Raw genomic sequence first — 15,225 nt, 5'->3', positions numbered from 1 at the left:
AGCGAAGGCATGGCGAAGAAAACAACGACGACAAGAACGCTCGACAACGACGTAGCCAGGGAACTCGAAAAAGCACTTGAAATCGATCTGAACAGCGATGCCGACGGCGACCTCGACATCGCCGCGTCGATGGAGGATCTGGAAGCGCAGATATCGCAGGCGGCCGACGAGTTGGCACGCGAGGGCCGTGACCAGGATGCCGAGGCTGTCGCCAACCAGAACCAGGATGCCGNGATGCCGAGCCTGTCGTCAACCAGAGCCAGAATGCCGAGCTTGCCGCCAATCAGGACCAGAAAGCCCAGGACCAGAGAGAGGCGGCAAACGCCAAGCAGGCTGAACCGCGCCCTGCTGAGCTGCGCCCTGTTGAAACGCGCCCCGTTGAAATGCGCCCTGTCGAAACGCGCAATGGCACGCAGTCGGCCGGCTTCACGCCGGCCAACGATCCTCGTCAAAAAGATTACAAGACGCTGCTGCACACCCTCAATCGGCGTGCCTCGAACACGATCTACTGGGTCGTGGCGCTCGTTTCGCTCGCCTGGGTCGCGGGCGCCGGTGCATTGGCAAACCTGCTGTTTGGCCCAGGCATTTGGCAAATCCGCACGCCCGGCCAGTTTTTCGCCCGTCCCGAACTGATTGGCCTGGCAATCGCTGCGATCCTGCCGGTCCTCCTGTTCTGGGCGTTTGCAGCCATGATTCGCCGCGCGCAGGAGATGCGCATCGCCGCTCAGTCGATGACGGAAGTGGCTTTCCGCCTGACCGAGCCGGAGCAAATCGCCCAGGATCGCGTCATGATGATCGGGCAAGCCGTGCGCCGCGAGGTTGCGGCCATGGGTGAAGGCATCGAGCGCACGCTTGCACGTGCCGTCGAGCTCGAAACCCTGGTCCACAGCGAGGTCAACCAGATCGAGCGCTCCTATTCGGAGAATGAATCCCGCATCCGCTCGCTTGTCGACGGGCTGGGCAGCGAGCGCGAAGCGGTGGTCACCCACGCCGAACGCGTGCGCGCCTCGATCACCGGCGCGCATGAGACGCTGAAGGACGAAATCGGGGCTGCCAGCGACATCATTCGCGACAGCATCCTCAACGCCTCGACCAACCTGTCGATGACCATCACCAATTCCGGCGACACGCTGATCGACAGGATCAACCAAAGCTCGCTGTCGATCTTCGATTCGGTGGAAGGCCGGCTCGAATCCATCACTGACCGGCTGTCGACCTCCGGCGAGGCCTTCGCCAGCCTTCTCGACACACGCATTGCCAAGCTGACGGAGACGACCGACGGCCTCACCCGGTCGCTGACCGATCTGCTCGACGATCGGACCTCCGGCATGGTGTCGCTGCTCGGCGGCGCCGCACGCACGCTCAACTCCGAATTTGAAGCCAGCCTTGACGGCATCGAGCGGACGCTGGCCGAACGCGGCCAGGTGCTGATCAGTGAGTTCCAGACCCGCGCCGAAGCGCTGGACACCGGCACCCAAAAGCTCAACGCCGCGCTCGAGGCCCGCGCACGCCAGATCAACGAGACCCTGGTCGAGCGCGCGCGCGAAATCGCCCATACCTTCCAGGAGAGCAAGGAGACGCTTTCGGCGATGATCGATCAGGGCAAGACCCAGATCGGCGCCGACATGGCCGACATCGTTTCGTCGACCTCGTCGATGCTCGAAGCACGCGCCGGCGATTTCGCCGGCCGCATGGAAGCGGCCCGTCATGTGGTGTCGCGCGCCTTCGACGCCGACATCCAGCGGCTTGCCGATGCCCGCGTCGGCATCGAGGAGGCTGTCGAGAACCACAGCCGCAAGCTTTCCGAAAGCCGCGAACACATGACGGCGGCCATGCAGGCCGATCTGGAGAAATTCGCCGAAAGCCGCGCCGGCATCGACGCGGCTGTCACCGACCAGGTGCAAAAGCTTTCCGAAGGCCGCAACCTGATCTCGCGCGCCCTGGAGGAGGATCTGCGCAAGGTCAACGAGTCGCGCGCCGCCATCGATGCGTCGCTCGGCAGCCATCTCGAACGGCTCGAAGAGGGCCGCAGCAGGCTTTCGCAGGCCTTGAATGAAGACTCCGGAAAACTTGTGCAAGCCCGCACGATCATTGACGAAATGGTTGCCGGCCATGTTGGAAAGCTCGCCGAAGGCCGCAGCATTCTTTCACGCGCTCTCGATGCCGATCTCGGCAAGCTGGCCGACAGTCGCGCCAGCATCGACGGCCTGGTCGCTGGCCAGGTCGAGAAGATCGCCGAAGGTCGCGCCTTACTCGCCAAGGCGTTGGAAACCGACATTGTCGGCATCAAGGGTCTCATCGAGACCCATTCCGCCAAACTGGCGGAAGACCGCAGCGAGCTTTCGCGTTCGCTCCAAGACGACCTGTCGGGCATCCGAGGCCTGATCGAGGATCATTCGGGCAGGCTCGCCGACGATCGCAGCCTGCTTTCGCAAACGCTCGAGGCAGACCTTGCCAAATTGGCGGAAAGCCGGTCGAGCATCGACGGGCTGGTNACATCCTCAAGCGCGCGCTCGAATCCGATCTCAACACGATCAAGGAGGTCATATCAGGCCAGTCCGAAAAGCTGGCGGAAGACCGTGGTCAGCTCTCGAAGGCGTTGGAAACCGACCTGCAGAGCGTCAATGGCCTTATCTCTGATCACATGAACAGGCTCTCCGAGGACCGTTCAATCCTGTCGAAGGCGCTCGAAGACGATCTCGCCAAGCTGGCGGAAAGCCGGTCGAGCATCGATGGGCTGGTCACCGGGCAGGTCGAGAAACTGGCCGAAGGTCGCGACATCCTCAAGCGCGCGCTCGAATCCGATCTCAACACGATCAAAAGCGTTCTATCAGACCAGTCCGAAAAGCTGGCGGAAGATCGTGGTCAACTGGCGCGAGCGTTGGAAACCGACCTGCAGGGCGTGAATGGCCTTATCTCCGATCACATGAACAGGCTCGCCGAGGACCGTTCAATCCTGTCGAAGGCGCTCGAAGACGATCTCGCCAAGCTGGCCGAAAGCCGGTCGAGCATCGACGGGCTGGTTGCCGGCCAGGTCGAGAAGCTGGCCGAAGGCCGCGACCTGCTCAGACGCGCATTGGAAGCCGACCTCAATACCATCAAGGGTGTCGTCGCCGATCAGTCTCAGCAGCTGACCGACAATCGCGCAGAGTTCGCGCGGGCGCTGGAGGCCGATCTCGGCGGTGTCAATGGTCTTGTGAACAGCCACGCCGAGAAGCTCATCCAGGACCGCTCAATCCTGTCCAAGGCGCTCGAAGACGATCTCGCCAAGCTGGCGGAAAGCCGGTCGAGCATCGACGGGCTGGTTTCCGGCCAGGTCGAGAAGCTGGCCGAAGGCCGCGACATCCTCAGACGTGCGCTGGAAGCAGACCTCNGGGCTGGTTTCCGGCCAGGTCGAGAAGCTGGCCGAAGGCCGCGACATCCTCAGACGTGCGCTGGAAGCAGACCTCAACACCATCAAGGGTGTCGTCGCCGACCAGTCTCAGCAGCTGACCGACAATCGCGCAGAGTTTGCGCGGGCGCTGGAGGCCGACCTCGGCAGCGTCAACGGTCTTGTGAACAGCCACGCCGAGAAGCTCATCCAGGACCGCTCAATCCTGTCCAAGGCGCTCGAAGACGATCTCGCCAAGCTGGCCGAAAGCCGGTCGAGCATCGACGGGCTGGTTTCCGGCCAGGTCGAGAAGCTGGCCGAAGGCCGCGACATCCTCAGACGTGCGCTGGAAGCAGACCTGCAGAAAATTGCAGCGAGCCGCAGCGACATAGACGACATCATCGCCGGGCACGTCGGCAAGCTGACCGAAGGCCGCGACGCGCTGACCCGTGCGCTGGAGGACGACCTCTCCAAGCTCGCCGACACGCGCAAGGAAGTCGACCGTTCCCTGTCCGGCCATATCGACCAGATCGCCGCCAGGAGCACCGACATCTCGGACGCCATTGCCGCCGACGTCGAAAAGATCGAGCAGGCGTTCAGCCGCCAGACCGGCATCATCGAGGAGCGTGCCGGGACCATGGAGCGCGCGCTGTCGACCGGGGTCGACAACGTCCGCAGCGTGCTCGAAAAGAGCGCCGTCTTCGTTGCCGGAGCGCTGCGCGAAAAGGTCATGGAAGTCACCAGCGCACTGCATGAGCAGGCAGGCGCGGCTTTCAGTGACGCCGATCGCAAGATCGCCGAACGGGCGGAGCAGACCTCTGCTGCCCTGCTCGCCAGGGCGGAGGATATCGCACGCACCTTCGAGGAAGCGGATCGCCGCCTCGCCGCACGTGCCGAAGACACGTCAACCGCGCTCGTTGCCCGGGCGGAGGGTGCATCGAGCGCAATCATGGCCCGCGTCGACGACACCTCGAACTCGTTGCTGGCGCGCGCCCAGGAAACGGCCGACCAGCTGGCTGCCCGTGCCAGCGAGATCGCCGGTACATTCGATGCGGCGGACCAGAAGCTGGTTGCCCGCGCGGTCGAAACGGCACAGTCGCTGGCGGAACGCGCCGGCGACATCCTGCGCAATTTCGAAGGCGCCGACGAACGGCTCAGCGTGCGCATCGGCGAATCGGCCGAAGCGCTCGCAGCGCGTGCATCGGACCTTGGCCGCATTTTCGATGCTGCCGACCAACAGCTGATCTCGCGCATCGCCGAAGGTTCGGAAGCGTTGTCGGCCCGCGCGTCCGAGATCGCCCGCATCTTCGATGAGGCGGATCACCGCCTGGTGTCGCGTATCGCCGACAGCACGTCGACGATCGGAGAACATGCCGACAACATCGTCGGGGCCTTCGCCAGCACCGAGCAGCGGGTTGCCGAACGTGCAAAGCAGACCGGGCAGGACCTGGCCGTCCACGCCCGTGACATCGAGCAGGCGCTCGCCGGCGCCGACGAGCGCCTGGCCTCCAGCGCGGCGGCCGCGGCGGCTCGCGTCGAGGAACAGGTTGCCGGCGTCGAAAACCGTCTGGTCAACACCACCGAAACGATAGGCCAGAAGCTCAACGAGCAGGTTTCGACCGCCGAGGCGCAGCTCATTTCGCGCGCCAACTCGATCGCCGAAACCTTCACGGCGGTCGGCCAGCATATCGGCCAGAGCACCAACGACGCCGCCAAGACCATCGGCACCAACACCCGCGAACTCAACACCATGCTTGCGGCACGTTCGGCCGAGATCTCGAAAATTCTCGACGAAACGGCACGGCCTCTGGTCGAGCGCTTCGCCCTGGGCGGTTCGGAACTGCAAAAGAGCATGGAAGAGGTGACCGAACGCGCCACCGAAAAGCTGCGCAGCGAAAACGCCGCTTTGGTCGACGCGCTCGCCAGCCGCACGGCCGAAACATTGTCGGCCGTTGAAGGGGCGCGTTCGACGCTCGCCGACAGCGTCGCCGACCTCATCGGCCGCATGAGCACCTCGAGCGCACAGCTCGGCCAGCTGATCGAACAGGCGGCGGCCAATCTCGGCCAGGTCGACGAACGCCTGACTGGCAGCACGCAAAGCTTTGCGGCGACAACGGAAAAAGCCGCGCAGACTTTCGCCAGCTCGGCGCGTCTTGTCGATTCGAATACGACACGGCTTACCGAGCTGTCGTCCTCGACCTTGCGCGAGGTTGCCTCGATCGCCACCAAGTTCGACGAGCACAGCCGATTGCTGTCGAGTGCTTCGGACCTGTTGAGCTCGGCCCAGAGCAACCTCGAACACACGCTGGAAAGGCAGTCGTCGCTGGAGGACCTCGCCGTCGGCTTGGTCAAGAAGTCGGAGGATCTCGAAAAAGTCATGCGCTCGTTCGAGGATCTGGTCGGCCAGACGTTGCAGAACGCCGAAGGCAAGACGCTGGAGTCGGCGGACAAGATCCGTACCTCCATTGCCGACGTCGTCGATTCGGCAACCAAGCGCTTTGCCGACGCGACCGAGGAGATGCGACGCACCGCCAGCTCGATCAAGAGCGAGCTCGACCTTACCCGCGCCGAGCTCAAGAAGGGTGTCATCGAGATGCCGGAAGAGGCAAAGGAATCGACCACGGCCATCCGCCGTGCCGTTTCCGAGCAGATCAACGCCCTGAAGGAACTCTCTGATATCGTTGCGAAATCTGGCCGCAGCACCGACTCCTCGGAGCCGCGCAACCTGCGCCCGGCACAGCAGGCGCCTGCCCCGCGCGCCACTGAGCCGCTGCGCCGCCCTCCGGCCCCGGAACCCCTTGCCCCGCAGGCGCCGTCGGGTGACACCACACTGCGCGGCGACCTGGAACGCCCGCCGGAGACGGCGCCGCGCCAGCGCGACCCTAATGGCCGCGCGCCGCAGGGCGGCTGGGTGCGCGATCTCTTGACCGGGGCATCGCGCGAAGAGGCCGCCAAGCCAGCAGCACCTTCGGAAGCGCCACGCTCGGCAGCCCCTGCCCAGCGCTCGCCGCTTCATGTCGTGGAGTCGCTCAACTCGCTTTCCGTCGACATCGCCCGCGCTATCGATCACGACGCCTCGATCGAACTGTGGAACCGCTACCGGAGCGGTGAGCGTGACGTGTTCACCCGGCGTCTCTACACGCTGAAGGGACAGCAGACGTTCGACGAGATCCGACGCAAATATCAGATGGAGGCGGAATTCCGCGCCGCCGTCGACCGTTACTGCGACGACTTCGAAAAGCTGCTCAAGGACGTCTCGCGCAACGACCGCGACAACATGATGGCGCAGACCTACCTGACGTCGGACACCGGCAAGGTCTATACGATGCTAGCCCACGCCAGTGGCCGCCTGCATTGATCAGACGATAAGCGAACGGAAAAAGGCGGGAAATTCCCGCCTTTTAGAGCAATCGCTTCGGGTTTGAATTTCACATCGTTACCGGCGCCGGCAGCGACAATTGAGTGCCCGGCCGTTCCGGCTGTGGTCAGATCACCGAATCGGTCCAGCGGACGATGTCCTTGGCGGCATCGCCGAACGCCCTGTCGAGCGCGTCGACATAGGCCTGGTTGCCGCTGCCGGAGACGGGCGCGGTCGCGTTGAAGCTCTTGGAGGCGCGCACCTCGCCATTGCGGTCGTTCAGTATCCGCACGAACAGCTCGACCTCGGCGTGTTGGCCGCCGTCGACGCGGACTTCGAAGGAACGGACCTCGACGATCACCTGATAGTCGATCGCCAGGCCCTCGCCCGGCTTGCCGACGCCGGCGAAACTGCCCGAGCGCTGGAATGTCTCGGCCAGCCGCGCCTGCACGATCAGCGGCAGCCGGTCGGCCCATTGCGCTCCCTTGAGGTACTGGATCGAGCGCACCGACGGCTTGATGACGATGTTCTGGCTGTCCAGCGCCTTGAGCGCGGAAGGCTGGGCGATGAGGATTTGTTGGCGGCCGCGGCCGCGCGCATCGAGCGACGGCGCCGACAGTTCGAATGTGTCCAGGGGCGCCGGCCCGCCGCCCGGCAAAAACGCGCAGCCGGCCAGCGAAAGCGCAAGCAATACCACACCCGCAGTGGGCCCGCCCGCTTTGACCCCGCCCAATCTAAGCACGCCCAATTTAAGCACGACCGACTTCACACGCGATCCCCGTCGTCCCCGAATCGAATGAGCAAATCGCACCCGCAGCGTACTTGCCTGCCGTTCTTGGGGCCGGCGAAAGCCGAAGTCAACGCCGCACCCTGCCATCGAATTGCCGAACCTCACCTTCGCCGCCTGACAGGATTCGCTGCGGATTGCGGCTGAGATCCGTTACCGCCTCTTCGATGCGGTTGATCGAGCGACGGCTGTCTTGGACCAGCGCTTCGACGTCCTGCAGGCCCTGGCCGGAGAATCGCGCCAGATTGTCGGTGATGGTGCCGAGGCGGGCGTTCAGCGTGTCGGCGACCTGCTTGAACGATTTCAGGGTATTCCTTGCATCGGCTATCATGCCGTCGGCCTGGCCTGAGCCGAGCAATGTATCGACCTTGACGAGGATGCCGTCGACACGCACCGAAGCGTCGTTGAGGCGCTCCGCGAGCTGCTGCGCGTCCTTGATCGTCTGGTCGATATCGTCGGCCCGGTTGGCGAATTTGTTGGTCACCTTGGCGATGTCGGCGGCAGCCTCGTTGGCGTTTTCGCTGGCCTTCTGGATGTTGGCCAGCGCGGTGCGGACCTGTGCCGGATCGATGCCGTCGAGAACGCCGTCGACCTTGGCCAGCGTGCCTTGCGTCCTTTGGGCGAAATCGTTGATCGACCCCACCGCGGTGTCGACATTCCTGACGACCGTGTCGAACTGCTTGCTGGTTTCCTTCAGGTTCTCGGTCACCGTATCGACGTTGGCGACAATACTCTTGATCTGATCCTTGTCGACGGCGTTGAGCAGCCCTTCCGCCGCCTTCAGCGTGCCGTCAAGCTTGCCCGAGACGCCCCTCAGTTCCTCCGACAGCGAACTGACGCTGGCGAGGAATTTGTCGATGCCGTCAGAGTTCTTGGCCAGCGCATCGGAGAAGGTCTGCACATTCTTGACGGTCTGCGTCAGCGGCCCACGAACGTCGCTGGTGAAGCCTTCGAGCTGGGAGAGAACCGTATCGGCGCGGGTGAAGATGTTCTGCGCCGTCTGCAACAGGTTGGTGACCGCCGACGGGTTGGCGACGATCTCGGCGACGCGGCCCTCCTGCTCCGCCTGGTCGAGAAGGTTGACCTCCTTGGGGTCAGCGCCCCTGAGCTCGATACTCGCTTGGCCGGCGAGGCTGACGATCCCGATATCGGCCTGCGTCGATTTGGTGATCGGCGTCGTGCGGCCCACTTCGGCTTCGGCTATGGCGTCGTTCGGATTGGCGGGGTCGATATAGACGCGCCTGACATCCCCGACCCTGACGCCGTTGAACAGCACGAAACTGCCGCGGCCGAGGCCGGAAGCCGATCCCGGAATGCGCACCCGCAGCATCGCCGTCTCACCCCTGTCGCCGATCGCGGCCGTCCAATAGACGAACGCGAATGCCGCCAGGATCGCGGCTAGCGTGAAAATGCCGACAATGACGTAGTTGGCTCTGGTTTCCATTTATCCACTTATGGCTACGCGCGGGCCGCAAGATCAAGTTGCCGCGCACGTTTTCCGCGAAAATAGGATTTCACCCAAGGTTCCTCGCTCTTGAGCATGTCGTCGATCGTGCCTTCGACCAGCACTTTTTTATTGCCGAGCACGGCCACCCGATCACAAGCGGTGAACAGCGTGTCGAGATCGTGCGTGACCATGTACACGGTCAGATCCATGGTATCGCGCAGCTTGACGACCAGTTCGTCGAACTCAGCCGCGCTGATCGGATCGAGGCCGGATGTCGGCTCGTCCAGGAACACGATGTCGGGGTCGAGAGCCAGCGCGCGCGCCAGCGCCGCACGCTTGATCATGCCGCCGGAAAGCTCGGACGGGAATTTCTGCGCCGCATCCGGCGGCAACCCGACCAGTTCGACCTTGAGCATCGCCAGCTCGTCCATCAGCTTTTTCGGCAGATCGAGATATTCGCGCATCGGCACCTGCACGTTTTCGAGCACCGTGAGCGCCGAAAACAGCGCGCCGTGCTGAAAGAGGACGCCAAGGCGCATGTCGATGCGAAGGCGCTCCCTCTCGCTCGCCTTTTCGACATCGACGCCGAACAGCTTGATCGTTCCCGACTGCTTGTGCACCAGGCCGAGAATGGTGCGCAGCAGAACCGACTTGCCGGCGCCGGAGGCGCCGACGAAGCCGAGAATTTCGCCACGCCGGATATGGAGCGACAATTTATCGAGAATGACCTTGTCGCCGAAGGAGACGGTGACGTCGTGCGCAGAAAGCACGATCTCGTCCTCGTCGGCCCTTTGCGTAGTCGTGGTCGGCTTTGTGCCAAGCAGCGCCATGTCAGAACTCGATCGCTGCGTAGAACATGGCGAAAAGCCCGTCGAGGATGATCACCACGAAGATCGACTTCACCACCGAAGCAGTCACGTGCTGCCCGAGCGATTCGGCGCTGCCGCCGACCTTCATGCCTTCGACCGAGGCGATCGTGCCGATGATCATGGCCATGAACGGCGCCTTGATCAGCCCGGCAAAGATGGTGCTGAGATCGATGGCGACGCGCAGCCGGTCGATGAAGGCGGCCGGTGCGATGTCGGAGTAGAGCCATGCCGCCAGTATGCCGCCGCCGAGTGCGGCGAAATTGGCAATGATCGTCAGGCAAGGCAGTGCGATCACCAGCGCGACTAGCCGCGGAAACACCAGAACGCCGATCGGATTGAGCCCGATGACCTTCAGCGCGTCGACCTCCTCGCGCATTTTCATCGAGCCGATTTCAGCCGTGATGGCGCTGCCCGAACGGCCGGCGATCATGATCGCAGTCATCAGCACGCCGAGCTCGCGCAGGATCAGCACGCCGACAAGGTCGACGACGAAGATATCGGCGCCGAAATAGCTGAGCTGATAGGCGCCTTGCTGGGCGACGATCGCCCCGACAATCGCCGACATCAGCACGACCACCGGGATGGCGCCGACGCCCATGCGGTCCATCTGGTTGAAGATCGCCGCCGGATTGACCGCATGGCCGCGGCCAAGCTTCATCTGCGCGCCGCGTATGGTGGCGCCCAGTATGTTCATCGCGGCCAGGAAATCGTCACGCATCTCATAGACGCGCCGGCCAACCGCCTCGAGCGCGCGAATGACGATGTTCGGCGGCCCAACGGTGCCGGAATCAGGTTCGCGTCGAACGGCGTCACCGACGGCGCCGAGCAGGATCGAGGCAACCTCGCTTTGCCCCTGCATCGTGATTTTCACACCCTGCTTTTCGAAGGCGCTGACCAGACGGTCGATCACCCAGGCCCCGGCGGTATCCATTTTCTCGATATGCGAGAGGTCGAGCGCCAGCGTCTGAAAGCCGCTGCGTTGCTCGATCTTGCGCATCTCGGCATCGACGAGCGCCACGGTGCGTGTCGTCCAGGTGCCGGAGAAAGCGCAGCCGAGGACGCCGCCGTCCTCGCCGACCACAACGCGCGGCTGGTGGTCGGCCTCCTTGGCGGTCGTGCCGCTTGCGTCGCGTTTGCGGATCGTCAACATGGCGTCCTGTTTAGCCTGACGGGCCGATCTGTTTAACCTGACAGAACCCACCTGTCGATTTGCCGACAAGATTGTTGTCGCACAGCCGGAGCAGAAAAATATGGCGCGTGTCATTTCGGTCGAGTCCGAGCGCTTTCCTATCGCCGGCACCTTCACCATCTCGCGCGGTTCGAAAACCGAAGCCGAGGTCGTCACAGTGACGATCCGCGAGGACGGCCAGAGCGGGCGCGGCGAATGCGTCCCCTACAAACGCTATGGCGAAACCATCGAGGGTGTGCGCGATGCGATCGAGGCTATGCGGGAGCAGATTGCGGGCGGCATCAGCCGGGCCGCGCTGCTCGACGCCATGCCGGCAGGCGCGGCGCGCAACGCCGTCGACTGCGCGCTGTGGGATCTGGAGGCGAAGATCACAGGCAAGCCGGTGGCTTCCAGCATCTGCACAGCACCACCGAGGGCGCTCGAAACGGCTTACACGCTGTCGCTCGGCGAGCCCGAAGCCATGGCAGCCCAGGCCCGCGCCAATGCCCTGCGCCCGCTGCTCAAGGTCAAGATCGGCGGCGACAACGACATGGCCCGCATCCGCGCGGTCAGGGAGGCGGCACCGGCGAGCCGCATCATCCTGGATGCCAATGAGGGCTGGAGCGACGACAACATCGTTGCAAACTTGGCCTTTGCCGCCGAGCACGGCATCGCGCTGATCGAACAGCCGCTGCCGGCGGGCCGTGACGGCGTCCTTCGCAACATCGTGCATCCGGTACCGATCTGCGCCGATGAAAGCGTTCATGAGGCTAAAGACATTGCCTCGCTTGTCGGCCTTTACGATGCCGTCAACATCAAGCTCGACAAGTCAGGCGGCTTGACCGCTGCCCTCGTCCTTCGCGATCACGCCCGCGAACTGGGTTTTGGCGTCATGGTCGGCTGCATGGTCGGCACGTCATTGGCCATGGCGCCGGCGATACTGTTGGCCCAGGATGCCGATATTGTCGATCTCACGGGCCGCTGCTGCTGGCCTGCGACCGTGCGCCTGGCCTTGTCTACCAAGGTTCGCTGGTGTCACCGCCCGATCCGGCGCTGTGGGGCTGAACGCGCCGCAAGCCCGATCAGCACAAGGCCGACCAGGGCGATCGGGATCATGGCAAAAAAGCCCTCGACGCCGAAGCGGTCGTAAAGCGGGCCGCACAGGAGCGTCACCACAGCGGTGAAGAAGCCGTTGGAGAAATAGGCGATGCCTTGCGCGGCCCCGGTGCGCTCCTCCGCGACCGTCTCGCCGATCATTTTCTGCAGGCCGATCAGCACCAGCGCCACCGAAACCGCGTGCAGCGTCTGGACTGCGAAAAACCCGCCTACGCCAAGGCCAAGCGGCCAGATCAAGGGAAAGGCGATCCAGCGCACGATCGCGCCAATTCCCGCCATCACCATGATCGATACGACCGAGAAGGAACCGAAAACCCGGGTAAAGATCATGAACATGCCGATCTCGGCCAGGACACCCCAACCCCAAAGCAGCCCGACAACAGAATCGCCGATGCCGATCGATTTCCAGTAGATCGAGACGAAGCCGTAGAAAAACGCGTGGCTGGCGGTGATGACGCCGACGCCGACGGAGAAATACAGGAAATAGCCGTTGAGGAGTTTTGGCGCCGATTGCTGGATGTCGGCAGCCGAAAGCGGCGAGGCACGGCGGGGACGGCCGAGCCGCGGCGCGATCAGTGCGACGACAAGTGCGGCGCCAAACGCCACGAAGATGATCACCGGAACAGTCTGGGCGCCGGTCACCGACAGGATGAAACCGCCGGCAAGATTTGCGCACAGATAGGAGATCGATCCCCATTTGCGCATGTTTGCATAATTCGAGCCGAAGCGACGCACCCCCGACAGCGCCAGCGAATCGGCGATCGGCGAATGCGGTGTCCAGGCGACGGTGAGGGCCAGCGAAACGGCCAGCACCATGGCATAGCTCGGCGTCAGGAAATAACCGGCGGACAGCGCCAACGATGCGGCCGTCAGCGCGACATAGACATGGGCGCGGTCGCTCGCCCTGTCGGCCAGTGCCGTAAGCAATGGCGTCGTCACCACGCGCAGGAACATCGGTGCCGCGAGAATGATCGCTATCTGCTCAGCATCAAAACCGTTTGCCTGCAGCCACAACGGAAAGTACGGCAAATGTATCCCGAGCGGCACGAAAAGCGTAAAGAAAATCAGGCCCATGCGCAGTTCGAACTGACGCGGCTTGACGAGCTGTTCGGGTGAAAGCGGCGGCAGGGAGGACATCAACAGGCAATCCGTCGGCGCAGCATTCGACCGGCCGGCCAGCCAACGCACGCCGATCCCATAACATGGCGAAAAAAGCGATGAAACCGCCTGGGCTAAAGCGCGTCGCGTTTGACCGGCCCCATGCGACGCGCTTTTAGGTTGTTGTCTTATGCATGTCGTTATCGCAAAACCGCTGCACACTCTCGGGTCAGGCCCGAGGGCAAGCTTTTGCGCGACATGCATGAATGCATCATTGCGTCAGGCAGCCTGGACTGCCCTGCCCTTGATGGCGACGATGTCGATCGGCACCAGCACTTCGCCGCCGACCGGAGCCTCCGGCAGGACGTGCGCCCAGTGCAGGATCTCCATCTGGCCGTCGAAATGCTCGACCACCGCGGTGCAGCTTTCCACCCAGTCGCCGGTGTTGATGTATTGCACGTCCTCATAGTTTTCGATCGCGGCATGGTGGATGTGGCCGCAGATCACGCCGTCGACATGCGAGCGGCGCGCTTCCTCGGTCAGCATGGTCTGGAACGAGCCGATGAAATTCACCGCCTTCTTGACGTTGACCTTGGCCCAGGACGAAAACGACCAGTAAGGCAGGCCAAGCAGCTGGCGAAGCCGCGTCACCACGCGGTTGACCAGCATCGCCGCGTCATAGGCGTAGTCGCCGAGATAGGCCAGCCAGCGCGCATTGTGGACGACCGTGTCGAACTGGTCGCCATGGATGACAAGAAAGCGTTTGCCGTTGGCGGTCTCGTGGACGACGCGGTCGGCGACGACGATGCCGCCGAAATGCACGCCCTGGAACTGGCGCGCGAATTCGTCGTGATTGCCGGCGATGTAGGTGATGCTGGCGCCCTTGCGCGCCTTGCGCAGCAATTTCTGGACGACGTCATTGTGGCTTTGCGGCCAGTGCCAGTTCCGTCTTAGCCGCCAGCCGTCGACGATGTCGCCGACGAGATAGATGATATCGGCGTCGTGATGGCGCAGGAAATCGATCAGGAACTCGGCCTTCGCCGCCTTCGATCCGAGATGGACGTCGGAGATGAACATGCTGCGGAAAGTGCGGGGCTCTGCGCCAGGCATTGGATTCTCACCGTTGCTTCCGAACAGGCTATGCCTCGATTCATGCAACAACCGTATGACGGTTGCGATTCGTCCAGCCCCAAGAGTAGGTTGCGACCCAAATCAGAGGAGAAATCGCATGGATCTCGGTATTCGTGGAAAAAAGGCCATCGTCTGTGCTTCGAGCAAGGGCCTTGGGCGCGGTTGCGCCATGGCGCTCGCCGAAGCCGGCTGTGACCTCGTCGTCAACGGGCGCAACTCCGACCAACTGGCGAAGACCGCCGCCGAACTGCGCGAAAGATTCGGCATCGAGGTGACCGAGATCGTCGGCGACGTGTCGAAGCTCGAGGTGCAGAAGGCGCTGCTTGCCGCCTGCCCCGATCCCGATATCCTCGTCAACAACAATGGCGGACCGCCGCTTCGCGATTTCCGCGAGCTCGACCGCGAAAAGATCCTCGAAGGCGTCACCCAGAACATGGTGACCCCGGTCGAACTGGTTCAGGCTGTCATCGACGGCATGGCCGAGCGCGGCTTCGGCCGCATCGTCAACATCACCTCGCTGTCGGTCTATGTTCCCATTCCCGGGCTCGATCTGTCGTCGGGCGCGCGCGCCGGCCTGACCTCGTTCCTTGCCGGCGTCGCGCGGACGGTGATCGACCGCAATGTGACGATCAACAACATGCTGCCGGGCAAGCTCGACACCGACCGGCTGCGCCCCCCGCATGAAGCCGGCACACCGGAAGACCCGGCTGCTGCCGCAGCACGCAAGACCCAGGCAGCAGTCAACATTCCGGCCAAGCGGCTCGGCACGCCGGAGGAATTCGGCCAGATTTGCGCCTTCCTGTGCTCGGTTCACGCCGGCTACCTGACCGGGCAGAACATACCGGTGGATGGCGGCCTCTACGTCAGCGCGTTTTAGTGGC

7 protein-coding genes and 2 pseudogenes are annotated in these 15,225 nt (G+C 63.4%); 3 read left to right on the top strand and 6 right to left on the bottom strand.

The annotated features are described in order from the left end of the window. Window positions 1-9: 9 nt before the first annotated feature. Window positions 10-6,728 (top strand): annotated as a pseudogene (locus X738_RS87330) (kinesin). Window positions 6,729-6,855: 127 nt separating this feature from the next. On the opposite strand, the gene X738_RS66765 reads toward X738_RS87330, so the two are convergent. The 4 genes from X738_RS66765 to X738_RS66750 form a co-directional block, all read right to left on the bottom strand. Next, window positions 6,856-7,476, bottom strand: coding sequence for an ABC-type transport auxiliary lipoprotein family protein (locus tag X738_RS66765; RefSeq protein ID WP_245277748.1), 621 nt, complete (start codon window positions 7,474-7,476; stop codon window positions 6,856-6,858). 109 nt (window positions 7,477-7,585) lie between these two features. Then, window positions 7,586-8,959: an MlaD family protein gene (locus X738_RS66760; RefSeq protein ID WP_023801129.1), complete on the bottom strand. Its 1,374-nt coding sequence runs from the start codon at window positions 8,957-8,959 to the stop codon at window positions 7,586-7,588. Window positions 8,960-8,973: 14 nt separating this feature from the next. Then, the gene (locus X738_RS66755) at window positions 8,974-9,792 is read right to left on the bottom strand and encodes an ABC transporter ATP-binding protein (RefSeq protein WP_023801128.1); all 819 of its coding nucleotides are present in this window, start codon (window positions 9,790-9,792) and stop codon (window positions 8,974-8,976) included. Between the two features lies 1 nt (window position 9,793). Then, on the bottom strand, window positions 9,794-10,981 hold the full coding sequence (locus tag X738_RS66750; protein ID WP_023801127.1) for an ABC transporter permease: 1,188 nt from the start codon (window positions 10,979-10,981) through the stop codon (window positions 9,794-9,796). Between the two features lie 100 nt (window positions 10,982-11,081). Between X738_RS66750 and dgcA the strand changes: the two are divergent. Next, a pseudogene (gene dgcA / locus X738_RS66745) lies at window positions 11,082-12,064 on the top strand (N-acetyl-D-Glu racemase DgcA). Here dgcA and X738_RS66740 read toward each other — a convergent pair. Together X738_RS66740 and X738_RS66735 are read right to left on the bottom strand one after the other, a co-directional pair. Then, a complete protein-coding gene (locus X738_RS66740; protein ID WP_031255667.1) occupies window positions 12,035-13,252 on the bottom strand; it encodes an MFS transporter in 1,218 nt (405 codons plus the stop codon). The pseudogene dgcA and the gene X738_RS66740 sit on opposite strands and share 30 nt — an antisense overlap. A gap of 240 nt (window positions 13,253-13,492) precedes the next feature. Next, window positions 13,493-14,323 carry a UDP-2,3-diacylglucosamine diphosphatase gene (locus X738_RS66735; protein WP_023801125.1) on the bottom strand — a complete coding sequence of 277 codons (831 nt, stop codon included), beginning with the start codon at window positions 14,321-14,323 and terminating at the stop codon, window positions 13,493-13,495. A 118-nt stretch (window positions 14,324-14,441) separates the two neighbouring features. Between X738_RS66735 and X738_RS66730 the strand changes: the two genes are divergently transcribed. Then, a complete protein-coding gene (locus tag X738_RS66730; protein WP_023801124.1) occupies window positions 14,442-15,221 on the top strand; it encodes an SDR family oxidoreductase in 780 nt (259 codons plus the stop codon). Window positions 15,222-15,225 lie beyond the last annotated feature (4 nt).

The organism is Mesorhizobium sp. L48C026A00, assembly GCF_000502375.1.
GTDB lineage: Bacteria > Pseudomonadota > Alphaproteobacteria > Rhizobiales > Rhizobiaceae > Mesorhizobium > Mesorhizobium muleiense.
This window is presented reverse-complemented; position numbering and strand designations above follow the sequence as displayed.